17 protein-coding genes and 1 pseudogene are annotated in these 19745 nt (G+C 66.4%); 12 read left to right on the forward strand and 6 right to left on the reverse strand.

Annotation, left to right across the window (positions count from 1 at the left end; genetic code table 11):
* The 6 genes and pseudogenes from MMF96_RS16790 to MMF96_RS16815 all read left to right on the forward strand — a co-directional run.
* Positions 1-308: pseudogene (locus MMF96_RS16790) on the forward strand (acetyl-coenzyme A synthetase); the annotation flags it as partial.
* 218 nt (positions 309-526) lie between these two features.
* Positions 527-1849, forward strand: a complete 1323-nt coding sequence (locus MMF96_RS16795) for an ABC transporter substrate-binding protein (RefSeq protein WP_256884212.1) — start codon at positions 527-529, stop codon at positions 1847-1849.
* Between the two features lie 98 nt (positions 1850-1947).
* A complete protein-coding gene (locus tag MMF96_RS16800) occupies positions 1948-2922 on the forward strand; it encodes a carbohydrate ABC transporter permease (RefSeq protein ID WP_256884213.1) in 975 nt (324 codons plus the stop codon).
* Positions 2922-3830 (forward strand): carbohydrate ABC transporter permease, encoded by a 909-nt coding sequence (locus MMF96_RS16805; protein ID WP_256884214.1) that lies wholly within the window; start codon positions 2922-2924, stop codon positions 3828-3830. Before MMF96_RS16800 ends, MMF96_RS16805 begins: the two co-directional genes overlap by 1 nt.
* 91 nt (positions 3831-3921) lie before the next feature.
* Complete coding sequence (locus MMF96_RS16810) at positions 3922-4713, forward strand: DeoR/GlpR family DNA-binding transcription regulator (protein WP_176618498.1); 792 nt, start codon at positions 3922-3924, stop codon at positions 4711-4713.
* A gap of 28 nt (positions 4714-4741) precedes the next feature.
* Complete coding sequence (locus tag MMF96_RS16815) at positions 4742-6874, forward strand: alpha-galactosidase (RefSeq protein ID WP_256884215.1); 2133 nt, start codon at positions 4742-4744, stop codon at positions 6872-6874.
* Here MMF96_RS16815 and MMF96_RS16820 read toward each other — a convergent pair.
* Positions 6861-7367, reverse strand: coding sequence for a hypothetical protein (locus MMF96_RS16820; RefSeq protein WP_176618491.1), 507 nt, complete (start codon positions 7365-7367; stop codon positions 6861-6863). The genes MMF96_RS16815 and MMF96_RS16820 overlap by 14 nt on opposite strands.
* A 43-nt stretch (positions 7368-7410) precedes the next feature.
* Between MMF96_RS16820 and aroQ the strand changes: the two genes are divergently transcribed.
* A complete protein-coding gene (gene aroQ, locus MMF96_RS16825; RefSeq protein ID WP_256884216.1) occupies positions 7411-7878 on the forward strand; it encodes a type II 3-dehydroquinate dehydratase in 468 nt (155 codons plus the stop codon).
* 1 nt (position 7879) lies between these two features.
* Here aroQ and MMF96_RS16830 read toward each other — a convergent pair whose 3' ends face one another.
* Positions 7880-8935: a LacI family DNA-binding transcriptional regulator gene (locus tag MMF96_RS16830; protein ID WP_256884217.1), complete on the reverse strand. Its 1056-nt coding sequence runs from the start codon at positions 8933-8935 to the stop codon at positions 7880-7882.
* Position 8936: 1 nt separating this feature from the next.
* Positions 8937-10181 (reverse strand): Gfo/Idh/MocA family protein, encoded by a 1245-nt coding sequence (locus tag MMF96_RS16835; protein WP_371131065.1) that lies wholly within the window; start codon positions 10179-10181, stop codon positions 8937-8939.
* Between the two features lie 144 nt (positions 10182-10325).
* Between MMF96_RS16835 and MMF96_RS16840 the strand changes: the two genes are divergently transcribed.
* The 4 genes from MMF96_RS16840 (at position 10326) to MMF96_RS16855 (ending at position 15897) form a co-directional block, all read left to right on the forward strand.
* Positions 10326-11273 (forward strand): carbohydrate ABC transporter permease, encoded by a 948-nt coding sequence (locus MMF96_RS16840; RefSeq protein ID WP_375141460.1) that lies wholly within the window; start codon positions 10326-10328, stop codon positions 11271-11273.
* Between the two features lie 10 nt (positions 11274-11283).
* The gene (locus MMF96_RS16845) at positions 11284-12186 is read left to right on the forward strand and encodes a carbohydrate ABC transporter permease (protein ID WP_256128101.1); all 903 of its coding nucleotides are present in this window, start codon (positions 11284-11286) and stop codon (positions 12184-12186) included.
* A 42-nt stretch (positions 12187-12228) separates the two neighbouring features.
* The gene (locus MMF96_RS16850; RefSeq protein WP_176618496.1) at positions 12229-13593 is read left to right on the forward strand and encodes a sugar ABC transporter substrate-binding protein; all 1365 of its coding nucleotides are present in this window, start codon (positions 12229-12231) and stop codon (positions 13591-13593) included.
* 87 nt (positions 13594-13680) lie between these two features.
* A complete protein-coding gene (locus MMF96_RS16855) occupies positions 13681-15897 on the forward strand; it encodes an alpha-galactosidase (RefSeq protein ID WP_176618497.1) in 2217 nt (738 codons plus the stop codon).
* Between the two features lie 29 nt (positions 15898-15926).
* Here MMF96_RS16855 and MMF96_RS16860 read toward each other — a convergent pair whose 3' ends face one another.
* A complete protein-coding gene (locus tag MMF96_RS16860; protein WP_176618500.1) occupies positions 15927-17111 on the reverse strand; it encodes a MarP family serine protease in 1185 nt (394 codons plus the stop codon).
* 226 nt (positions 17112-17337) lie between these two features.
* Here MMF96_RS16860 and MMF96_RS16865 point away from each other — a divergent pair, with 226 nt between their 5' ends.
* Complete coding sequence (locus MMF96_RS16865) at positions 17338-18015, forward strand: Crp/Fnr family transcriptional regulator (protein WP_062007784.1); 678 nt, start codon at positions 17338-17340, stop codon at positions 18013-18015.
* Between the two features lie 316 nt (positions 18016-18331).
* Here the strand turns inward: MMF96_RS16865 and MMF96_RS16870 are convergent, their stop codons facing one another.
* Entirely contained in the window at positions 18332-19276 is a 945-nt protein-coding gene (locus MMF96_RS16870) for an NUDIX hydrolase (protein ID WP_176618298.1), read from the reverse strand.
* Positions 19260-19745, reverse strand: coding sequence for a RidA family protein (locus MMF96_RS16875; protein ID WP_176618299.1), 486 nt, complete (start codon positions 19743-19745; stop codon positions 19260-19262). The genes MMF96_RS16870 and MMF96_RS16875 overlap by 17 nt, the downstream gene beginning before the upstream one ends.

The raw sequence follows: 19745 nt of genomic DNA on the forward strand, positions 1-19745 counted from the left end.
AGGCCGCCGTCGTCGGCGCCGCCGACGAGACCACCGGCCAGGCCGTCGTGGCCTTCGTGATCCTGCGCGGCTCCGCCGCGGACGACCCGGACATCGTCACCACGCTGCGCAACCACGTGGGCCACGAGATCGGCCCGATCGCCAAACCCAAGACCATCCTCGTGGTCCCCGAACTGCCCAAGACCCGCTCCGGCAAGATCATGCGCCGCCTCCTCAAGGACATCGCTGAGGGCCGCGAAGCCGGCGACTCCTCCACCCTCGCCGACAACACCGTGATGAACCAGATCTCGGACTCCCTGAAGGCCTGACCCGGCCCCCGCCCCATCTGTGTTGCAGTTGTTGATTGAAAGCGTCCGTTTTGGCTCGTTTTCGTCCAACAACTGCAACACAGATCCATTTAAACCGGTCGGCGCGGGCACGAATGATCGAAAATTTTTCTTTTTGAGTCTTGACGTTCGTTTTTGACTGCTTCATGATTGTTTCATGTGATCCACTTCACAGGCTTGTGTTTTTCAAGGGAGAAATCATGTCAATCAATGAAGATCGGCCCGCCTCCGGAAACATCCGGCCGGGCTTTGACCGCCGCACCCTTCTGAAGACCCTCGGCGTCGGTGCCGTCGGTGCCGCCGCCATCCCGCTGCTGGCCGCCTGCACGGGCGGCAGCGGCCCGGGTGCCTCCGCCGCCGCCTCCACGTCGCTGACCTTTGGGTCCGGCTCCTCCGACGACGTGCCCAAGGCCGCCTACAAGGCGGTGACCGACGCGTTCACCGCGAAGACCAAGATCAAGGTCACCACCAACGTGGTCCCCCACAACGACTTCCAGAACAAGATCTCCACCTACCTGCAGGGCAGCCCGGACGACGCCTTCACCTGGTTCGCCGGCTACCGCATGCGGTACTACGCCGGCAAGGGCCTGCTCGCACCCATCGACGACGTGTGGGAAAAGGTCGGCGCCAACTACTCGGACGCCATGAAGAAGGCCTCCACCGGCCCCGACGGCAAGATGTACTTTGTACCGAACTACAACTACCCGTGGGGCTTCTTCTACCGCAAGAGCGTCTGGGCCGACAAGGGCTACGCCATCCCCACAACGTTCGATGAGCTGAAGACCCTGTGCGCCAAGATGAAGTCCGACGGGCTGATCCCGATCGAGTTCACCGACAAGGACGGCTGGCCGGCCATGGGCACCTTCGACTACATCAACATGCGGCTGAACGGCTACCAGTTCCACATGGACCTGACCGCGCACAAGGAGTCCTGGGACCAGAAGAAGGTCAGCGACGTCTTTGACACCTGGAAGGCCCTGCTGCCCTACCAGAACCCCGGCGCCCTCGGCATGACCTGGCAGGACGGCGCCATCAACATGGGCAAGAAGAAGTCCGGCATGTTCCTGCTGGGGTCCTTCGTCACCCAGCAGTACACGGACAAGGCGATCCTGGACGACATCGACTTCTTCCCGTTCCCGGAAATCGCCATGGAGGGCCGGGACGCCGTGGAGGCGCCCATTGACGGCCTGCTGCTGTCCAAGAAGGGCGGCAACAACCAGGGCGCCCGGGACTTCCTGGCCTTCATGGGAACCCCGGCCGGACAGGACGCGTACGCAAAGGTGGACCCGTCCAACATCGCCACCGCCAAGGGTGCCGACACCTCCACGTTCTCGCCGCTGACCAAAAAGTGCGCCGAGACCATCGCCAATGCCAAGAGCATCAGCCAGTTCTTTGACCGCGATGCCCTGCCGGCCATGGCCAACAACGTGATGATCCCGGCGCTGCAGGGCTTCATCAAGGACGGCACCGTGGACGTCAAGAACCTCGAGTCGCAGGCCAAGGCGCTGTACGCGGCCCAGTGACTGCGTGCGGTGGCGGCCGGGCCCCCCGGCCCGCCACCGCCGTCCGCTGCACCTGAATCCGCCCCGCAAGCGTCCCTGCGAGAAAACGAGTCTCCCCCATGAGCACGCCAACCGAGCTATCCGAACCAGCCGCCCCCGGCACCCGGGGCAGCCACAAAACAGCCGTGCGCCCGGCCAAACCGGGCCGCGTCAAACGGCTCTCCAAGCGGGACAAGGTGGTCCTGGGCATCATGGTGGGCATCCCGACCCTGATCCAGCTCGCCTTTGTCTGGATCCCCACGCTGCTGTCCGTGCTGCTGTCCTTCGCCCGCTGGAACGGCCTGTCCCTTTCCGACATCCGTGCCGCGGGCATGGCCAACTACACCTACGCCTTCACGGACAACCCGGCCTTCTGGCCGGCCGTCCAGCACAACATCCTGTGGCTGCTGTTCCTGGCCGTCGTGGCCACCCCGCTGGGCCTGCTGCTGGCCGTGCTGCTGGACCAGCAGATCCGCGGCAGCAAGATCTACCAAAGCATCTTCTTTGTCCCGGTTATGCTGTCCCTGGCCCTGGTGGGCATCATCTGGCAGCTGTTCTACCAAAAGGACAACGGCCTGCTGAACTTCCTGCTGGGCACCGCCGGCACGCCGCAGGCCGTTGACTGGTTCGGCAACTCCAGCGTCAACATCTGGGCGGCCCTCATAGCGGCCACCTGGCGGCACGCCGGCTACGTCATGATCCTCTACCTGGCCGGCCTGAAGGGCGTGGACGCCTCGCTGAAGGAGGCCGCCTCCCTGGACGGGGCCAACGCCACCCAGACGTTCTTCCGCATCGTGTTCCCCGCCATGGCGCCCATCAACATCGTCATTGTGGTGATCACCATCATCGAATCCCTCCGGGCGTTCGACGTCGTCTGGGTCATCAACAAGGGCACCAACGGCCTGGAACTCATCAGCGCCCTGGTCATCACCTACCTGATCGGCGAGGGGCAGTCCATCGGCATCGGCTCGGCCTTTGCCGTCATCCTGCTGGTCATCTCCCTGGTGCCCATCACCATCTACCTGTCCCGGACGTTCCGGAAGGAGAAGTTCTGATGTCTGCTTCCACCACCACCGCCCGCCGGGCCCGGCCCGCCAAGCCAGGGGCGGGCCGCAGCCGCCCGCACTACGGCACCCACCTTTTCCTCACCGTCATGGCAGTCATGTGGATGGTCCCCCTGGGCTGGGCCCTGTTCACGGCCCTGCGCCCCAAGGCGGACACGGACAAATACGGCTATTTCAGCCTCGGCGGCGCATTCAACTTCAACAACTTCGCACAGGCCTGGACGCAGGGCGGCTTCCCGCGCTACTTCATGAACTCGCTCATCATCACCGTCCCCACCATCATCCTGGTGCTGCTGTTCAGTTCCATGATGGCCTTTGCCGTCAGCCGGGTGAGCTGGAAGTTCAACGTCACCCTGCTGATCATGTTCACGGCCGGCAACCTGCTCCCGCCCCAGGTCCTGGCCACCCCGCTCTTTGAAATGTTCAAGCTGATCCAGCTGCCGTACTGGTTCAGCGATTCGGGCAGCCTGCTCAACACCTACATTTCCGTCATCATTGCCAACACCGCGTTCCAGATCGGCTTTTGCACCTTCGTGCTCTCCAATTACATGAAGGCGCTCTCGGCGGACCTGACCGAGGCCGCCCTCGTGGACGGCGCGGGCATCTGGCGCCAGTACGTATCAATCATCATGCCGCTGTGCCGCCCGGCCATCGCGGCGCTGGCCACGCTGGAACTGATCTTCATCTACAACGACTACTTCTGGCCCCTGCTCTTCATCCAAAGCGGCGACAGGCTCCCCGTCACCACGGCCATCAACAACCTGCAGGGGACGTTCCTCTCCAACTACAACCTGCTGGCCGCCGGGGCCACCATCACGGTGGTCCCGACCCTGATTATCTACATCGTCCTGCAACGCCACTTTGTTGCCGGCCTGACCCTCGGCTCCAGCAAGGGCTGAGGGTGGCGTGAGAACCGGGAAGCACATGAAAGCCACCAAGGGCGCCCCCCTGCCCCACACGGAGCGGTCCGACCGCACCGAAGACGTGCCAATGCTCGCCGACGCCCGGCGCACCGCAATCGTCTCCACGGTGGCCCGAGAACGCGTGGTGCGGGTTTCGGACCTGGCCGAACAGTTCGGCGTTTCCCTCGTCACCGTCCGCCGCGACATCGACGCCCTGGACGACGCCGGACTGGTCCAGAAGATCCATGGCGGCGCCAAGCTGCCCGGCGGCGCCGGGACGCACGAACCCGGCTTTGAGCTCAAGTCCACCCTGGGCACGCTGGAAAAGCAGGCCATCGCGCAGGAGGCCCTGCTGCTTGTCCAGGACGGGATGGCGATCGGCCTCAGCGCCGGCACCACCACCTGGGCGCTGGCCAAGGCACTCAGCGCCCGCAAAAACCTCACGGTGGTGACCAACTCCGTGAAGATCGCCGACGTCTTCCAGGGCGCGGGGTCCAGGGTGTCGGTGATCCTCACGGGCGGCGAGCGCACGCCGTCGGACGCCCTGGTGGGGCCCATAGCCACCCAGTCGGTCCGCTCGCTGCACCTGGACGTGCTGTTCCTGGGCGTCCACGGCGTGGACGAGGATGCCGGCTTCACCACCCCGAACCTGCTCGAGGCCGAGATGGACCGGGCGCTGATTGAGGCGGCACGCAAGGTGGTGGTGCTGGCCGACCACAGCAAGTGGGGCACCGTGGGCATCAGCACCATCGCCGCCATGGAGGAGGTGGATGAGGTCATCAGCGACGAGGACCTCGCCCTGGAAGCGCAACGCATCCTGCGCGAGCGCGTGGGCAAGCTGCGCCTCGTCGCCACCGCACCGCATCCGCACACCCCCTAACCCCGCCAAAAACGTTCAGGAGTCACACGTGCCAGCCATTTACCTGCGCCAGGGCCGAACATCGCTCGTCATCGGGCTCGACGGCGGTGCCCCGCAACTCCTGCACTGGGGCGCCGACCTCGGCCCGGAGCTGCCGGACCTGGCCATCCTGGGCGACGCCGTCCCCCACTCCGCCCTGGACGTCCCCGTGCCCCTGGGGCTCGTGCCGCAGGCGTCGGACGGCTGGCGCGGGCGCCCCGGCCTGCGCGGACACGGCACGGGCGCCTCCGGGGCAGGATTCTCCCCCCGGCTGCGCCTGGAGGCCTGGTCCCAGTCCGGCGGGGAGGCCCGCATTGAGCAGCTCGATGCGGACCTTGGCCTGGCCGTGGTGACCACGGTGACGCTGCACGCCGGCGGCCTGCTGGAAGTAAGCCACGGGGTGGAAAACCGCGGCGGCGCGGACTTTGCCCTGGACGGGCTCGCCGTGACCCTCCCGGCTGGCCGGGACGCCACCGAGATCCTCGACCTCACCGGCCGGTGGTGCCGTGAACGCCATCCGCAACGCCGCCCGGTGGGGCAGGGCACGTGGGTGCGCAGCGGCCGCCATGGCCGGACCGGGCATGACGCCTCGCTGCTGCTGGCCGTGGGGACTCCGGGCTTCGGCAACCGGCATGGCAAGGTGTGGGCCGCCCACCTTGGCTGGAGCGGGGACCACGAACAATTTGTGGACACGGTCGCGGACGGGCGCACCGTGATGGGCGCGGAGGAGCTGCTCGGTTCCGGCGAGGTGGTGCTGGCGCCCGGCGAAAGCTACGTCACGCCGCCGTGCTTTGCGGCCTACTCGGACCGCGGGCTGGACGGCATTTCCGAGGCGTTCCACCACTGGTTCCGGGCACGCAGCAGGCACCCGTCCACGCCCCGCCCCGTGGTCCTGAACGTCTGGGAGGCCGTCTACTTCGACCACCGCCTGGACGTCTTGACCGAGCTGGCGGAGTCCGCGGCGGAACTGGGCGTGGAGCGCTTTGTGCTCGACGACGGCTGGTTCCACCACCGCCGCAACGACTCCGCCGGGCTGGGCGACTGGTACGTGGACGGGGACGTGTGGCCGCAGGGCCTGCATCCCCTCGTGGAAGCCGTCACCTCCCGCGGCATGCAGTTTGGGCTGTGGGTGGAGCCGGAGATGGCCAACGTTGATTCCGACGTGGCCCGTGCGCACCCCGACTGGATCGCCGGCCCCGTGGCCAGGCACGACGCCGGGTCCCGGCTGCCCCTGCCGTGGCGCCACCAGCAGGTGCTGGACCTGGCGAACCCGGACGCCTGGCAGTACATTTTTGACCGGCTCAACGCGCTGCTGGACGAATACCCCATCAGCTACCTCAAATGGGACCAGAACCGGGACCTGGCCGAGATGGGCCACGACGGACGGCCCGGCGTGCACCGGCAGACGCTGGCCGTGTACCGGCTGCTGGATGCACTGAAGGCCGCCCACCCGGGCCTGGAAATTGAAAGCTGTTCCTCCGGCGGCGCGCGCGTGGACCTGGGCATCCTGGAACGGACGGACCGGATCTGGGCCTCGGACTGCAACGACGCCCTGGAACGGCAGGCCATCCAGCGCTGGACGTCCGTGGTGGTGCCGCCGGAGCTGGTGGGCTCGCACATCGGGCCCGGCACCTCCCACACCACGGGGCGCACGCACGACCTCTCCTTCCGTGCGGCCACGGCCCTGTTCGGCCACTTTGGCATGGAGTGGGACATCCGCGGAGTTGCGGGCGCCGGGCGGGAGGAGCTGCGCGGCGCCGTCGAACTGTACAAAAAACACCGCGGGCTCATCCACAGCGGCACCATGGTCCGCGCGGACGTGCCGGACCCGTCCCTGATGTTGCACGGGGTTGTGGCCGGGGACGGCACCCGGGCGCTGTTCGCGCTCGTGGCGGTGGCGACGTCGTACGCCGAGCAGCCCGGACGGGTGGCCATTCCCGGACTGGATCCGGAACTGCAGTACCGCGTGGCGCTGTGTTACCCGGGGCCGGACGCGGCGGGGGCAACGTTCATGCAGGCCGCCGCGCCCGCCTGGCTGGCGGGCGGGGCGGTGGCCAGCGGCCGGTTCCTGGCCGAGGTGGGGCTGCCCATGCCGGTGCTCAACCCGGAGCATGCAATCCTGCTGGAGGTCACGGCGCGCTGATGGGGCTGCGTGCCCGCCTGCCGGACTCCGGGGGCGCAGCGGACTGCAGCAGGGCGTCCGCCTGGCGCAGCAGCTGGTCGCGGCCGGACACGGATGGTTCGGGCACGGGCGGCTCGGACACGGATGGTTCGGTCAGCCCTGGCCGGGGTGCCTGCTGTCCGTGTGGCCCGGCGGCGCCAAGGGAAGCCTTGACATTGCGCGCAATCTCGTCGAACAGGGCGGCGTCCTGCCGGGTGGCCAGATCGCTGGTCTTCAGGCTCGTCAGGACGATCAGGCCGGCCAGCCGGCGGTCGCTGCCGGTGTCCAGCGCGGCGTCGATGGCCCACTGCGCCCGCACCCACCACTGGTCGCGGCGTCCGGCGTCAAGCGCCTGCCGGTAGGTCAGGTAGGCGACCAGTGCGGTCACGAACACGCCCACAATGGAGATGACGGGCAGCCAACCCTGGCCCCAGCTGCCCAGGTCCGCAGCCAACCGACCCCACCAGATGTCCATGGCTGCATCCTACCGCCGGGCGTGCATGGGGCATGATGGTTCCATGACTTCCACACCCGATGCCACGCCCGCCGGCCGCGGCGAACTGCTCATCCTCAACGGCCCCAACCTGAACCTGCTGGGCACGCGCGAGCCCGCCATCTACGGCAGTGACACGCTCGACGACGTCGCCCGGCTCGCCGGTGCGGCCGCCCGGGACGCGGGGTTCAGCTCCGAGTGCATCCAGTCAAACCACGAGGGCGACCTCGTGGACGCCATCCACGCGGCGCGCGGCACCGCGGTGGGCATCATCCTCAACGCCGGCGCCTACACGCACACGTCCGTGGCCATCCGGGACGCGATTTCCGCCGTCGAGCTTCCCACGGTGGAGGTGCACATCTCCAATGTGCACAAGCGCGAGGAGTTCCGGCACCACTCCTACCTGTCCCCCGTGTGCGACGCCGTCATCGTCGGCGCCGGCGTCCACGGCTACGTCCTGGCCGTCAGCTACCTGGACCAGGCGCTGGCGTAGGTCACTTGATGCCCTGGCCTGCGTCATGGGCCGCGGTACAGCCGCAGGAGCGGCGAAGGACCAGTTCGCAGTCGAAGACCAGGCTCTGCGGCGGCGCGTTCCGCCCGGGGCCGATGATGGCCTTCACCCCGGCTTCCGCCATCTCCCGGACGGGCTGGCGAACGGTGCTCAGCGGTGGCCAGCAGTACTCCGCTTCCTCTGAGCCGTCGAAGGACATGACCGCAACGTCTTCGGGAATCCGCAGGCCGGCTTCATGGATGGCCCGCAGGAATCCGATGGCCTGCTGGTCCGAGCTGATGAACACCGCACCGGGGCGGGGCGACGAGGCCAGGAGCTGTTGCCCTGCTTCATAGCCGCCCTGGCGGTCGAAGGAGCAGCGGTATACCCGTCCGTCAAGCTGCCCCATGGCCTGCAAAGCCTGCCGCCAACCTATTTCACGGCGGTCCAGGGTGTTTCCCGTGGGGATACCCACAATGAGGGCAATCTCCGTGTGGCCATGCGAGCCCAGGTGTTCCACGGCTTGCCGGGAACTGCGGGTGAATTCCGGGCCAATGGCGTCAATGGCCCGGGCGTCCTCCGAAAAGTTCAGCAGCACGGTCCGGATCCCCCGCTGTTCCAGCTCGCCGACATCCGGATTGCTCAGCACGGAACATAGGAACACCCCGTCCACCTGGCGGTCCACGAAGTTCCTCAGGTGGCTTTGCTCCACGGAGAGTGAGTCCCGGGAATCCGCCAGGAGCATGGCGAATCCGCGTTCCTCCGCGGCCTGCTCCACCTCCTCCGCAAGGCTGGCAAAGAAGGGATTGCCGATCTTCGGAACGACCATGCCCAGGAGCCGGGAGGATCCCTTCTTCAATGCCCTGGCGGCCACATTGGGCCGGTAGCCGAGGGCCGCGATGGCCTGCCGGACCTTCGCCTGCGTGGCCGGGGCCACGTTTTTGGGCCCCCCGTTGACCACGTAGCTGACGACGGCGGTGCTGACGCCGGCCAGGCGCGCGACGTCCTTGCGCGTGATGACGGGTCTGGGCGGGGAGGGGTGGTCCGGCATAGCCACCATGTTAGCGTTCAGCGGCCAGTTCCCCTGCCGCGCGCGCCACGGCCGGGGCGTCGCCGAAGTCGGGGATCTGCAGGCGTTCGCCGCCACGCAATGCCGACCTGTGGGCCACGATCCCGGGGAGGGTGTACCGTGCCGCCTCCCAAGCGTTGACCGGGGGTAGTTCGCCGGTGGCAACGGCCGTGGCAAAGTCGTCGACCAGGAAGCTGTGGCTGCCTTCATGCCCGCTGGGCAGGGCGCGGAGTTGAACCGGGAGGCGGCTGGGATCATGCACCGGCGCCAGGCCGGAAACGAAGGCGTCCCGCAATGCCGGGTCCACGTCAGCCAGTGACGGATCGTCCAGGGCGAGGCTGGGGAGGGTGCGGATCTGTTCGCTGACGTCCGTGAAGCCCTTCTTGTCCTGCCACACGGCGGTTTCCACGAGCTGCTCGAAGCTTCCTTCGGTGCCGAAGTAGCGGAAGCGGCTCTCCCGGAGGTGGGACGGATAGCCGACGCGCCGGAACTCGTTGATGCGCACGCTGCCGCCGCCTGCCATCTCGAACAGGGCGCTGGCATTGGAGAAATCGTTGTCGAACATGCTGATTTGGCGGTCGAAGACGCCATCGCCGCGGTCATCACGGACTCCGATGCAGCTCACGCTGGTCAGGTGGCCGCCGATCCCGCCCAGGACCCCTCCCAAGGAATGCGTGGGGTACAACATTGGAGGGTAGCTGGCCGTCTTCTGCCAGTCCGCGCCACCACTGTATTGGTAGGCGGCGTAGAAGCCCAGGTCCATGTCGTGGACGTAGTCCCCCTCGGCGTAGAAAACCCGGCCGAAGGCGCCGGCATCCTTCATCCGGCGCGCATAGATGGTGGCGGGGTTGTAGTAGCTGGTCTCACCCATCATGTAGGTCAGGCCCGTTTCACGGACCGCCGCGATGATGTCGGCAATTTCCTCTTCGCTGATGGCCATGGGAACCGCCGAGTAGACGTGCTTGCCTGCCCGCAGGGCCTGGACGACGAGGGGCCCGTGCGTCCAGCGCTGCGTGAAGATCGCGACGGCGTCCACTCCGCTGGCGAGCATTTCCTCGAAGCTGGCGAAAGTCCCGGCGAGATGCTGGCGCCCCGCCAAGGCTTCGGCCCGCTCGGGCAGGACATCGGTGACATAGACGTCGGTAACGCACGGGTGTGCCTGGAAGAGTTTTGCAAATTGGCCGGCGAACTGGCCGGCACCGACGATTCCGAGGGAAAAAGGTGTCATCTGGGTCATGCCCCCGAGTTTTACATGAGGATCTACTCGAGTCAATACAAATTGAAACATCTGGCTATCTTGTCGAAATTACTTGCACTCAAAATAGTTACTCGTGTAGATTCCTGTGCTGTTGTTAGTTGCATCACATCAATGGAGGCACGTATGGCCAGCAGCACCCTCAGGGCCGGAACCAGAAGACCCATCCCCAGCGCCCTGCCCCGGAAGGGCCCCAAGGCACGCCGTGGACGCAGCGACGCCAGGATCGCAATGGTCTTTATCGCCCCTGCGTTGATCGGCCTCGTGGCCTTCTACATTGTCCCGACCTTCCGGGGCCTCTACCTCAGTTTTACCGACTACTCGATCCTGGGCGACCCGGAGTGGGTGGGCATGAAGAACTACCAGGCCATCGCAAAGGACCCGATGTTCTGGAACTCGCTCTGGGTGACGGTTGAATATGTGGTCATCAACATCGTGTTGCAAACCTCCATTGCGCTGGGACTGGCCCTCCTGATGCACAACGTGGCCAAGTCCATCCTGGTGCGCGGCGCACTACTCCTGCCCTACCTGATGGCCAACGTCATTGCCGCGCTGCTGTGGTTCTGGATGCTGGACTACCAGATCGGCATCGTCAACCAGGTCATCGAATGGCTGGGGCTGCCCCGGGTGGCGTTCTTCGGCTCGCAAATCTGGGCCATTCCGACCCAGGCGCTGATCAACACCTGGCGGAACATGGGGTACACGGCGTTGCTCATTTTCGCCGGCCTTCAGGCGATTCCCGGCTCTTTGTATGAAGCGGCCAGCCTTGACGGCTCCTCCCCGGGCCAGACGTTCCGCAAGATCACCCTGCCCCTTCTGCGTCCCGTCCTGGCCCTGGTGCTCGTCATGACCGTCACCGGCTCCTTCCAGGTTTTTGACACCGTTGCCGTGACCACCCAGGGCGGCCCCATCAACGCCACCCGCGTGCTGCAGTACCTCATTTTCCAGCGCGCCTTCAACGAACAGGACTTCGGCTATGGTTCCGCGATTGCCGTGATCCTGTTCCTCATTCTCATGGTTGTCGCCTTCATCCAGATGAAATTCCTGCGCGGCAATGAATCGGACCTGGACTAGGAGAACCCCCATGACTGAATTCGCATCACAGCGCCGACGCAGGTTCAGGTGGCGCCTGGTCCTGGCCTGGACCGCCGTCGGTCTCGCCATTGCCATCAGCATCCTGCCCTTTTACTGGGTCCTGCGGACTGCCTTGTCCACCAACGGTTCCCTGGCGGCCAATTCGGCCAATCTGCTGCCGGCGGACTTCAGTCTGGGCGCGTTCAAGCGTGTCTTTGGACTGCAGACGACGGCGGAGGCCATCGCGGCCGGCGGATCGGGTGCCTCCATCAATTTTTGGGGCTACCTGCTCAACTCCATGCTCTTCGCGACCCTGACCACCGCGGGCGCGGTCTTCTTCAGCTCCATGGCGGCTTATGCCTTCTCCCGGCTCCGTTGGAAGGGGAGGGACAAGGTCTTTGCACTGTTTCTGGGAACCATTTTGGTACCGCCGATCTTCACGGCCCTGCCCAACTTCCTCCTGGTCCGCAACCTCGGCCTGTTGAACACCATGGCGGGCCTGGTCCTGCCGTACATCTTCATGACCCCGTTTGCCATTTTCTTCATGCGCCAGTTCTTCCTGAACATGTCCCGTGAAGTGGAGGAGGCGGCGATGCTGGATGGGGCCAGGCATTGGAGGATCTTCTTCCAGGTTGTCCTTCCCAACGCTGCCGCACCCCTGGCCACACTTGCGCTCCTGACCTTCATGGGCCAGTGGAATGAGTACTTCTGGCCACTCCTGGTGGGGAGTGACGATAGTTCCCGGGTCCTGACCGTTGGGCTCAGCGTGTTCAAGTCCCAGTCGCCCCAGGGCGCGCCCGACTGGTCCGGCCTCATGGCCGCAACCCTTGTCTCTGCCCTTCCCGTCCTGATCCTGTTCGCCGCTTTCGGCAAACGGATCGTCAATTCCATCGGTTTCAACGGCACCAAGTAGTCCGGCGCCAACCCCTCAAACACCCCGGAAAGAAAGAAGCCCATGAAAAACCCCTTCACCAGCAAGAAGACCGTCGGCGCAGTGGCCATTGCCGTTTTCGCCGCCGCGTCCCTGAGCGCCTGTGGCGGCGCCTCCGCCGGCGGCAACTCTGCCAGCGGGGACGTCAGTTACTGGCTGTGGGACGCCAACCAGCTGCCGGCCTACCAGCAGTGCGCTGACGACTTTCACAAAGCCAACCCGGACATCACCGTCAAGATCACCCAGACCGGCTGGGATGACTACTGGGGCAAGCTCACCAACGGCATGGCCGCGGGGACGGCGCCCGATGTATTCACCGACCACCTGTCCAAGTTCCCGGACTTCGTCAAGACCAAGCAGCTGGTGCCGCTTGACGACGCCGTCAAGGCCGCCAATATCAACCTCAACCAGTACAACGCCGGCCTCGCCGACCTCTGGGTGGGCCAGGATGGCAAGCGTTACGGCCTGCCCAAGGACTGGGACACCATTTCGCTGTTCTACAACAAGAAGATGGCCGCCGCTGCCGGCCTGAGCCCCGCCCAGATGGCATCCCTCACCTGGAACCCCCAGGACGGCGGCACCTACGAGAAGGCAATCGCCCACCTGACGGTCGACAAGAACGGCAAGCGCGGCGACGAGCCGGGCTTCGACAAGAACAACGTGGCCGTCTACGGACTGGGCCTGCCAGGTTCCGATGGTGAAAATGCGGGGCAGACCCAGTGGAGCTTCCTGAGCGCCACAACGGGCTGGACCACCACGGACAAGAACCCCTGGGGCACCCATTTCAACTACGACGATAAGCGCCTCCAGGACACCATCGCCTGGTGGGCCTCGCTCGCCCAAAAGGGCTACATGCCAAAACTCGAGACCACGGTGGGCGCCAGCGCACCTGATGCATTCGGTGCGGGCAAGGCCGCCATCAACAGCAATGGCGACTGGATGATCGGCCAGTACAAGACTTACAAGGGCGTGGACTTGGGCATCGCCCCCACCCCGGTTGGCCCCAACGGCAAGAGCATGTCCATGTTCAACGGCCTGGCCGACTCCATCTGGGCCGGGACCAAAAAGAAAGACGCCTCCATCAAATGGGTCGAGTACCTCGCCTCCACCAAGTGCCAGGACGTGGTGGCCTCCAAGGCCGTGGTCTTCCCCGCCATCAAGACCTCAAGCGACAAGGCCGCTGCAGCCTTCAAGGCAAAGGGCATTGACGTCACGCCCTTCACGCAGCACGTGAAGGACGACACCACGTTCCTGCTCCCCATCACGGACAATGCCGCCAAGGTGGCCGGCATCATGAAGCCTGCCATGGATGCCGTGGTCGCCGGCAAGGCGCCCGCCAGCTCACTGACGGCTGCCAACGGCCAGGTCAACGCCCTGTTCGCCAAGTAGCACCACGCCGTGTGCGGCGGCGGCAGCAGCACCGCCGTCGTCGCACACTTTTCGTCCCCTCCCCCCGCACCGACCGAAAGCCGTTCCATGCACCCCCTCCACCTTTCCGCCGCCGGTTCCAGCCTGGTCCTCTCCTTCGAATCCGGCGAGGCCGAAATCGTCCATTGGGGCCCGGCCCTGGGACCCGGCCTTCCGGACATGGGCCGCCTGAACAACCCCATCCCGCACTCCGCCCTGGACGCGCCGATCGTGGCCGGGCTTCTTCCCCAGGCGTCCTCCGGATGGGCCGGGCGCCCCGGCCTGCGAGGCTACCGCTGGAATGACGAAGGCGTCCCCGGCTTTCATTTCTCCCCCTGCTTCCGGGTCACCTCTGCTGAAACCGTTCCGGTGCCGGCCGGCACCGTGCCGGGGGCCGTTTCGCAGGCCGGCCGGATCATCCAGACCGACCCGAAGGCGGGCCTGGAATTGACCACGACCCTCGTCTTGAATCCCGGGGGGCTGCTGGAGGTTGCCCACGAACTCCTCAACAACGGCACTACGGACTATGCCGTGGAGGAACTGGCCCTGAGCCTCCCCGTCCCTGCGCGGGCCGGTGAACTGCTGGACTTCACCGGCCGCTGGATCCGCGAGAACCACCCACAGCGGCAGGACATCCGGCAGGGCACCTGGGTCCGCACCGGCCGCCATGGGCGCACCGGGCACGATTCGTCCCTGCTGGTGGCGGCAGGGACCAAGGGGTTCGGCAATCGGCGCGGTGAAGTCTGGGCCACCCACTTTGGCTGGTCCGGAAACCACGAACAGTTTTTGGATTCCCTGGCTGACGGCCGCAGGATGCTCGGCGCCACCGAGCTCCTGGGCTCCGGCGAACTGGTTCTGGCCCCGGGCGAAGGCTACAGGACACCGGTCCTCTATGCGGCATACTCGGCCCAGGGCCTGGACGGGGTGACGGATGCCTTTTACCGCTGGTTCCGGGCCCGGCCGAACCACGTGGACACCACGGAGGGCCGTGTCCGTCCCGTTGTGCTGAACACCTGGGAGGCCGTCTACTTCGACCATCGGCTTGAACCGCTCATGGAACTGGCCACTTCCGGGGCCGGACTGGGGGCAGAGCGGTATGTCCTGGACGACGGCTGGTTCCGGGGCCGCCGGGATGACACCGCCGGCCTGGGCGACTGGTTCGTCGACCAGGACGTCTGGCCCCGGGGCCTGACGCCGCTGATCGAGCATGTCAACGGACTCGGCATGGAGTTCGGCCTCTGGGTGGAGCCGGAAATGGTCAACCTGGACTCGGATGTGGCCCGGGAACATCCCGAATGGATCGTGGGCCCCGACACGCGCCTCCACACCGACGGCGGGCGACTGCCGCTGGAGTGGCGCGGGCAGCACGTTCTTGACCTGGCCAACCCGGAGGCCTGGCAGTACGTCCACGACCGGCTCGATGCGCTCCTGACCGAGAACAACATCGCCTACCTCAAGTGGGACCAGAACCGTGACCTCACCGAGCATGGACATGGCGGGCGGCCTTCCGTGCACGGCCAGACCCTGGCCGCGTACCGGCTCCTTGACGCACTCAAGGTGTTGCACCCGAACGTCGAGATCGAGTCCTGCTCCTCAGGGGGTGCCCGCGTGGACCTGGGCATCCTGCAGCGCACGGACCGTGTGTGGGCATCGGACTGCAATGACGCCCTGGAACGCCAGACCATCCAGCGCTGGACCCAGGCCGTGCTGCCGCCAGAACTCGTTGGCGCCCATGTGGGGCCGACCCGTTCCCACACCACCGGCCGGGTGCACGACATCACCTTCCGGGCCATCACTGCCATCTTCGGCCACTTCGGCATGGAATGGGACGTCCGCCAGGCCACGGCACGTGAGCGCACCGTCCTGAAACGGGCCATTGGACTTTACAAGAAGCACCGCGGCCTACTCCATTCCGGCACACGGGTGAACGCCGACATTGCCGACCCCAACCTCTCCTTGCATGGCGTGGTGGCGAGGGACCAGTCCGAAGCCCTGTATGCCGCCGTCGTCCACGCCTCCCTCGCCGCGGAAGTCCCCGGACGCGTCGAGCTTCCCGGGCTTGACCCGCGAAAGGCCTACCGCGTCCAAGTTCTCATGCCCACCGTGGCCGACCTCCCCACGTCGGGGGAAGGGGAGGAGGAAAGTCCCTTTGTCCAGATCCGGTCCAGCAACTGGCTGGAAGACGGGGTTACGGTGAGTGGTGCATTCCTGGCAAACGTCGGCCTTCCGCTTCCCGTCCTCCGCCCGGAACACGCGCTCCTGCTACATGCAGGGGAAATGCACTGACGCGGGCGCCAGGAACATGGCGGCAGGAGCTACTTGACGCTGCACTGCCCGGAGCCCACCGGGCTGTGGAGCATTGGCGCGGCCGCGATGACCGGGGCCACTTCGGCCATGGTGAAGGCGAAGCCGACCGGTTCCGACGTCGTCGACTTGGCAAACACCACTCCCACGACCCGTCCGGAGGTGTCCAGCAGCGGGCCGCCCGAGTTGCCGGACTGGACGTTTCCGGCCAGCTGGTAAATGTCCAGCACCGACTTTTGCTTGCCCTCGATGTCCGGAATCAGCATGGGCCCGCTGGCCAGCACCGTGGCGGGCCGGACCTGCAGCGGCCCGCCCAGCGGGTAGCCGGCGAAGGCCGCCTGGGAGTTGTCGCGGAGGGTGGGGCCGGTGGGCAGGGGAGCCACGTTCAGGCCATCCACGGCAAGGATGGCCAGGTCCTTCACCGGGTCGAAGTAGACCACGCGGGCCGGGAGCGAGCCCTGCGACGGCGTGACCACCACGGGCATGGGGACGCCCGCCACCACGTGGGCATTGGTCAGGACCCGGTCCGGTGCCACCACGAACCCGCTACCGGTCTGGTTCTGGCCGCACTGGAAGGCGGTGCCGGAAATCTTCAGCACGGATCTGGCCGCGTTGTTCCAGGCCGGCGTGTTGGTGCTGGCGTTGGGCGCAGCCACGGGGTTGTGGGGGCCGCCGGGGTTGAGCAGTTGGGGTATGCCCTCCTCCAGGACCAGCGAGCGCATCTGCGCAGCCACCGCCTTGACCGGGTCCGGCGTCCAGGCGTCAATCTTGGAAATGACCACCGAACTGCTCAGCTGCCTGGAGACCGCGGGGATGCCCAGGTTGGTCACGCCGAAGGCAAGCAGGGAAATCACCACCGCGCCCACCAGCACGTTCAGTGCCCCTCCGAGCAGCCGGTTCACGGTGCGTACGGGGCCGGATTTCACGCGTTTGCCGATGGCCCGCCCGATCCTGATTCCCCCGGCATGGCCAATGGCGATCAGGATCACGGTGGCGCCGATGACAAACACCGTCCGCCAGCCGGGCCCGGGTGCATGCTCACTGACAAACGGCGCGGCAAAAAACGCCGCAGCGCCGCCGGCCACCATGCCGAGCAGCCCGCCCAGGCTGACCACCAGCCCCGCGCTGAGCCCGTAGATCAGCTGCCACAACAGCCACAGGATCAACACCGCATCCAGCCAGGAGAAGCCAAGCATCCAGTACCGCCTTCCCTGCACTTTCCCGGTCATTGCCCGCGACTCCCCGGATGGCACCCGCGAGGCACATAATACCGGGCGAATCCGTGCAGCCCTTGTGGGTCCCTGGGGTAAAATGCCGAACGGAGACCGCCGCGCATGCCAAATTGGTCACAAAAGCCCGAAACTTCTGAAAGAATCAGTAATAGGTCCCAACTGTTTAGCTACATAACTTCAAGGAGATTTCATGGACATCGAGGTACTGCGCCGCGCACCACTATTCACCACGCTCGACGATGAGGCCTTCCGACTGCTGACCGACGAGCTGGCCGAGGTGGACCTCTCCCGCGGGGCTTCCGTGTTCCGTGAAGGCGACCAGGGCGACCAGCTGTACTTCATCGTCTCGGGCAAGGTGAAGCTGGGCCGCACCTCGCCGGACGGCCGCGAATCCCTCGTTGCGATCCTGGGCCCGGGCGAGCTCTTCGGTGAAATGGCCCTCTTTGACCCGGCCCCGCGCAGCACCACCGCCACAGCCGTCTCCGAGACCCGCCTGGCCGGGCTGAAGAACGAATCGCTCAACGCCCTGCTGCGCAACCGCCCCGAGGTGTCCATGCAGCTTCTGCAGGCCCTGGCCCGCCGCCTGCGCCGCACCAACGACAACCTCTCCGACTTGGTCTTCTCCGACGTCCCCGGCCGCGTGGCCAAGGCCATCCTGGACCTGGCGGACCGCTTCGGCCGCCCCGCCACCGACGGCATCCTCGTGGCCCATGAACTCACGCAGGAAGAGCTGGCCCAGCTGGTCGGCGCCTCGCGCGAGACCGTCAACAAGGCGCTGGCCGAGTTCGTCCAGCGCGGCTGGCTGCGCCTGGAGGCCCGCGCCGTCGTCATCCTCGACGTCAACCGCCTGCGCCAGCGCTCCCGCTGATCCCCGCCGGTTCAACCGGCCGCGCGCCGGTTGGGCCCGTCGAAACCAAGCACGACGAACCCAGGGACGACGACGGCCCGGCCACCCTCTGGCGGCCGGGCCGTCGTCGTCCCTGCCTCCCCCACCAACGCTCCCGCGCAACCGGGGCACATTTCCTCAACGCCCGGTTGCAAACGGGGCGCTTTTCACAAACGCTCCCGCAGGCGGCAGCGGTCCAATAATGAGCAGCGCGGGAGCGTCCGCCAAAACAGCCCCACTCGCGCGGGAGCGATGGGAAAAACAGCCCCACTCGCGCGGGAGCATCTGTAGTGGGCGGTCAGCGTTCGCGGCAGGCGGCACCTTCGGACGCCGGGGCGGCCTGGACTTCCAGCTCAAAGGTGCCGTCTTCTTCGGTGACCAGGGCGGGCTGGTATTCGTTCACGGGGCGCTTGTGGTTCAGGTATGCGATGCAGCCGCGCGCCGCGCCGAGCTTTTCGAGGATGATTTCCACGCCGGGAACCACCAGCTCCCCCAGTCGCAGCCCCACGGTGTTTTCCTGGCCGATCTCGTCGCCGAGGGCGGAACCGGCCCGGTCCGCGAGGAGGTCCGCCGCGCAGACCCAGCGGCCCCACACGCCCTTGCTGGCGAGCAGCTGCGGTTCCTGGTTCACGGGTGCGGCGGCGGCAAAATACCGGGTGTCAAAGCGGCGGTGGGCGAAGTCCGGGCTAAGCCAGTGGCTCAGGGGCTTGAGCAGGTCCGTGCGCAGCACCAGACCGCGCCGTTCCAGCAGGCCGGAGAAGGTGCTGTCCTGCGCGGCAATGGACTCCCGCTCCTTCATCCACTCCGGCCCGGAAACGGCCTCGACGAGGGACGAGGCGTCCGGCCCGGCCAGCAGGATGCCGGCCTCTTCAAACAATTCGCGGATGGCGGCCACCACGTGGCGCTTCGCCGTCTCGGCGTCGGGGGCGCCCATGCTCTTGGCCCACTGCGCCGGCGAGGGGCCCGCCCAGTCGGTGACGTCGTCGTCCGCGGGCTCAACAGTCCCGCCGGGGAAGGCCACCAGGCCCAGCGGGGAATTGCCGGGCCGGTAGGTCATGAAGGTCTGCAATCCGCCGGGGCTGTCCTTCAACAGCACCACCGAAGAGGCGGAGCGGGGCTTGCTGGGCGTGCGTTCGCCAAAGTCAACCCAAGCCTGCGCGGCTTCACGCTGATCGGCGTTTAGCGGAAAAATCCGCTTTCCTGCGGGCCGGGGGCCCGCAGGGGCGTTACTGAAATTCGGCAATCAACTCAACCTCGACCGGTGAATCCAGCGGCAGGACGGCAACCCCGACGGCGGAGCGCGAGTGCACTCCCGCCTCGCCAAATACTTCCCCGAGCAGCTCGGAGGCGCCGTTGATGACGCCGGGCTGGCCGGTGAAGGAGGGGTCGGAGGATACGAAGCCGACCACCTTGACGATGCGGCTCACGCGGTCCAGGTCGCCAATGACGCTTTTGACGGCTGCGAGCGCGTTGATGGCCGCCGTTGCTGCCTGCCCTTTTGCGTCCTGGGCGGAAACCTCCGCGCCCACCTTGCCCGTCACTGTGAGCTTGCCATCAACAAAGGGCAGCTGCCCCGAGGTGTAGACATGGTTGCCGCTCACCACGGCGGGCACGTAGGCGGCAACGGGTGCTGCCACGGCCGGCAGGGCCAGGCCCAGCTCGGCCAGGCGCGCCTCAATGCGCGATTTCCCTTGGGTCTGCGTGGTTTCCAT

This window comes from Arthrobacter sp. STN4 (assembly GCF_024539665.1).
Lineage (GTDB): Bacteria > Actinomycetota > Actinomycetes > Actinomycetales > Micrococcaceae > Specibacter.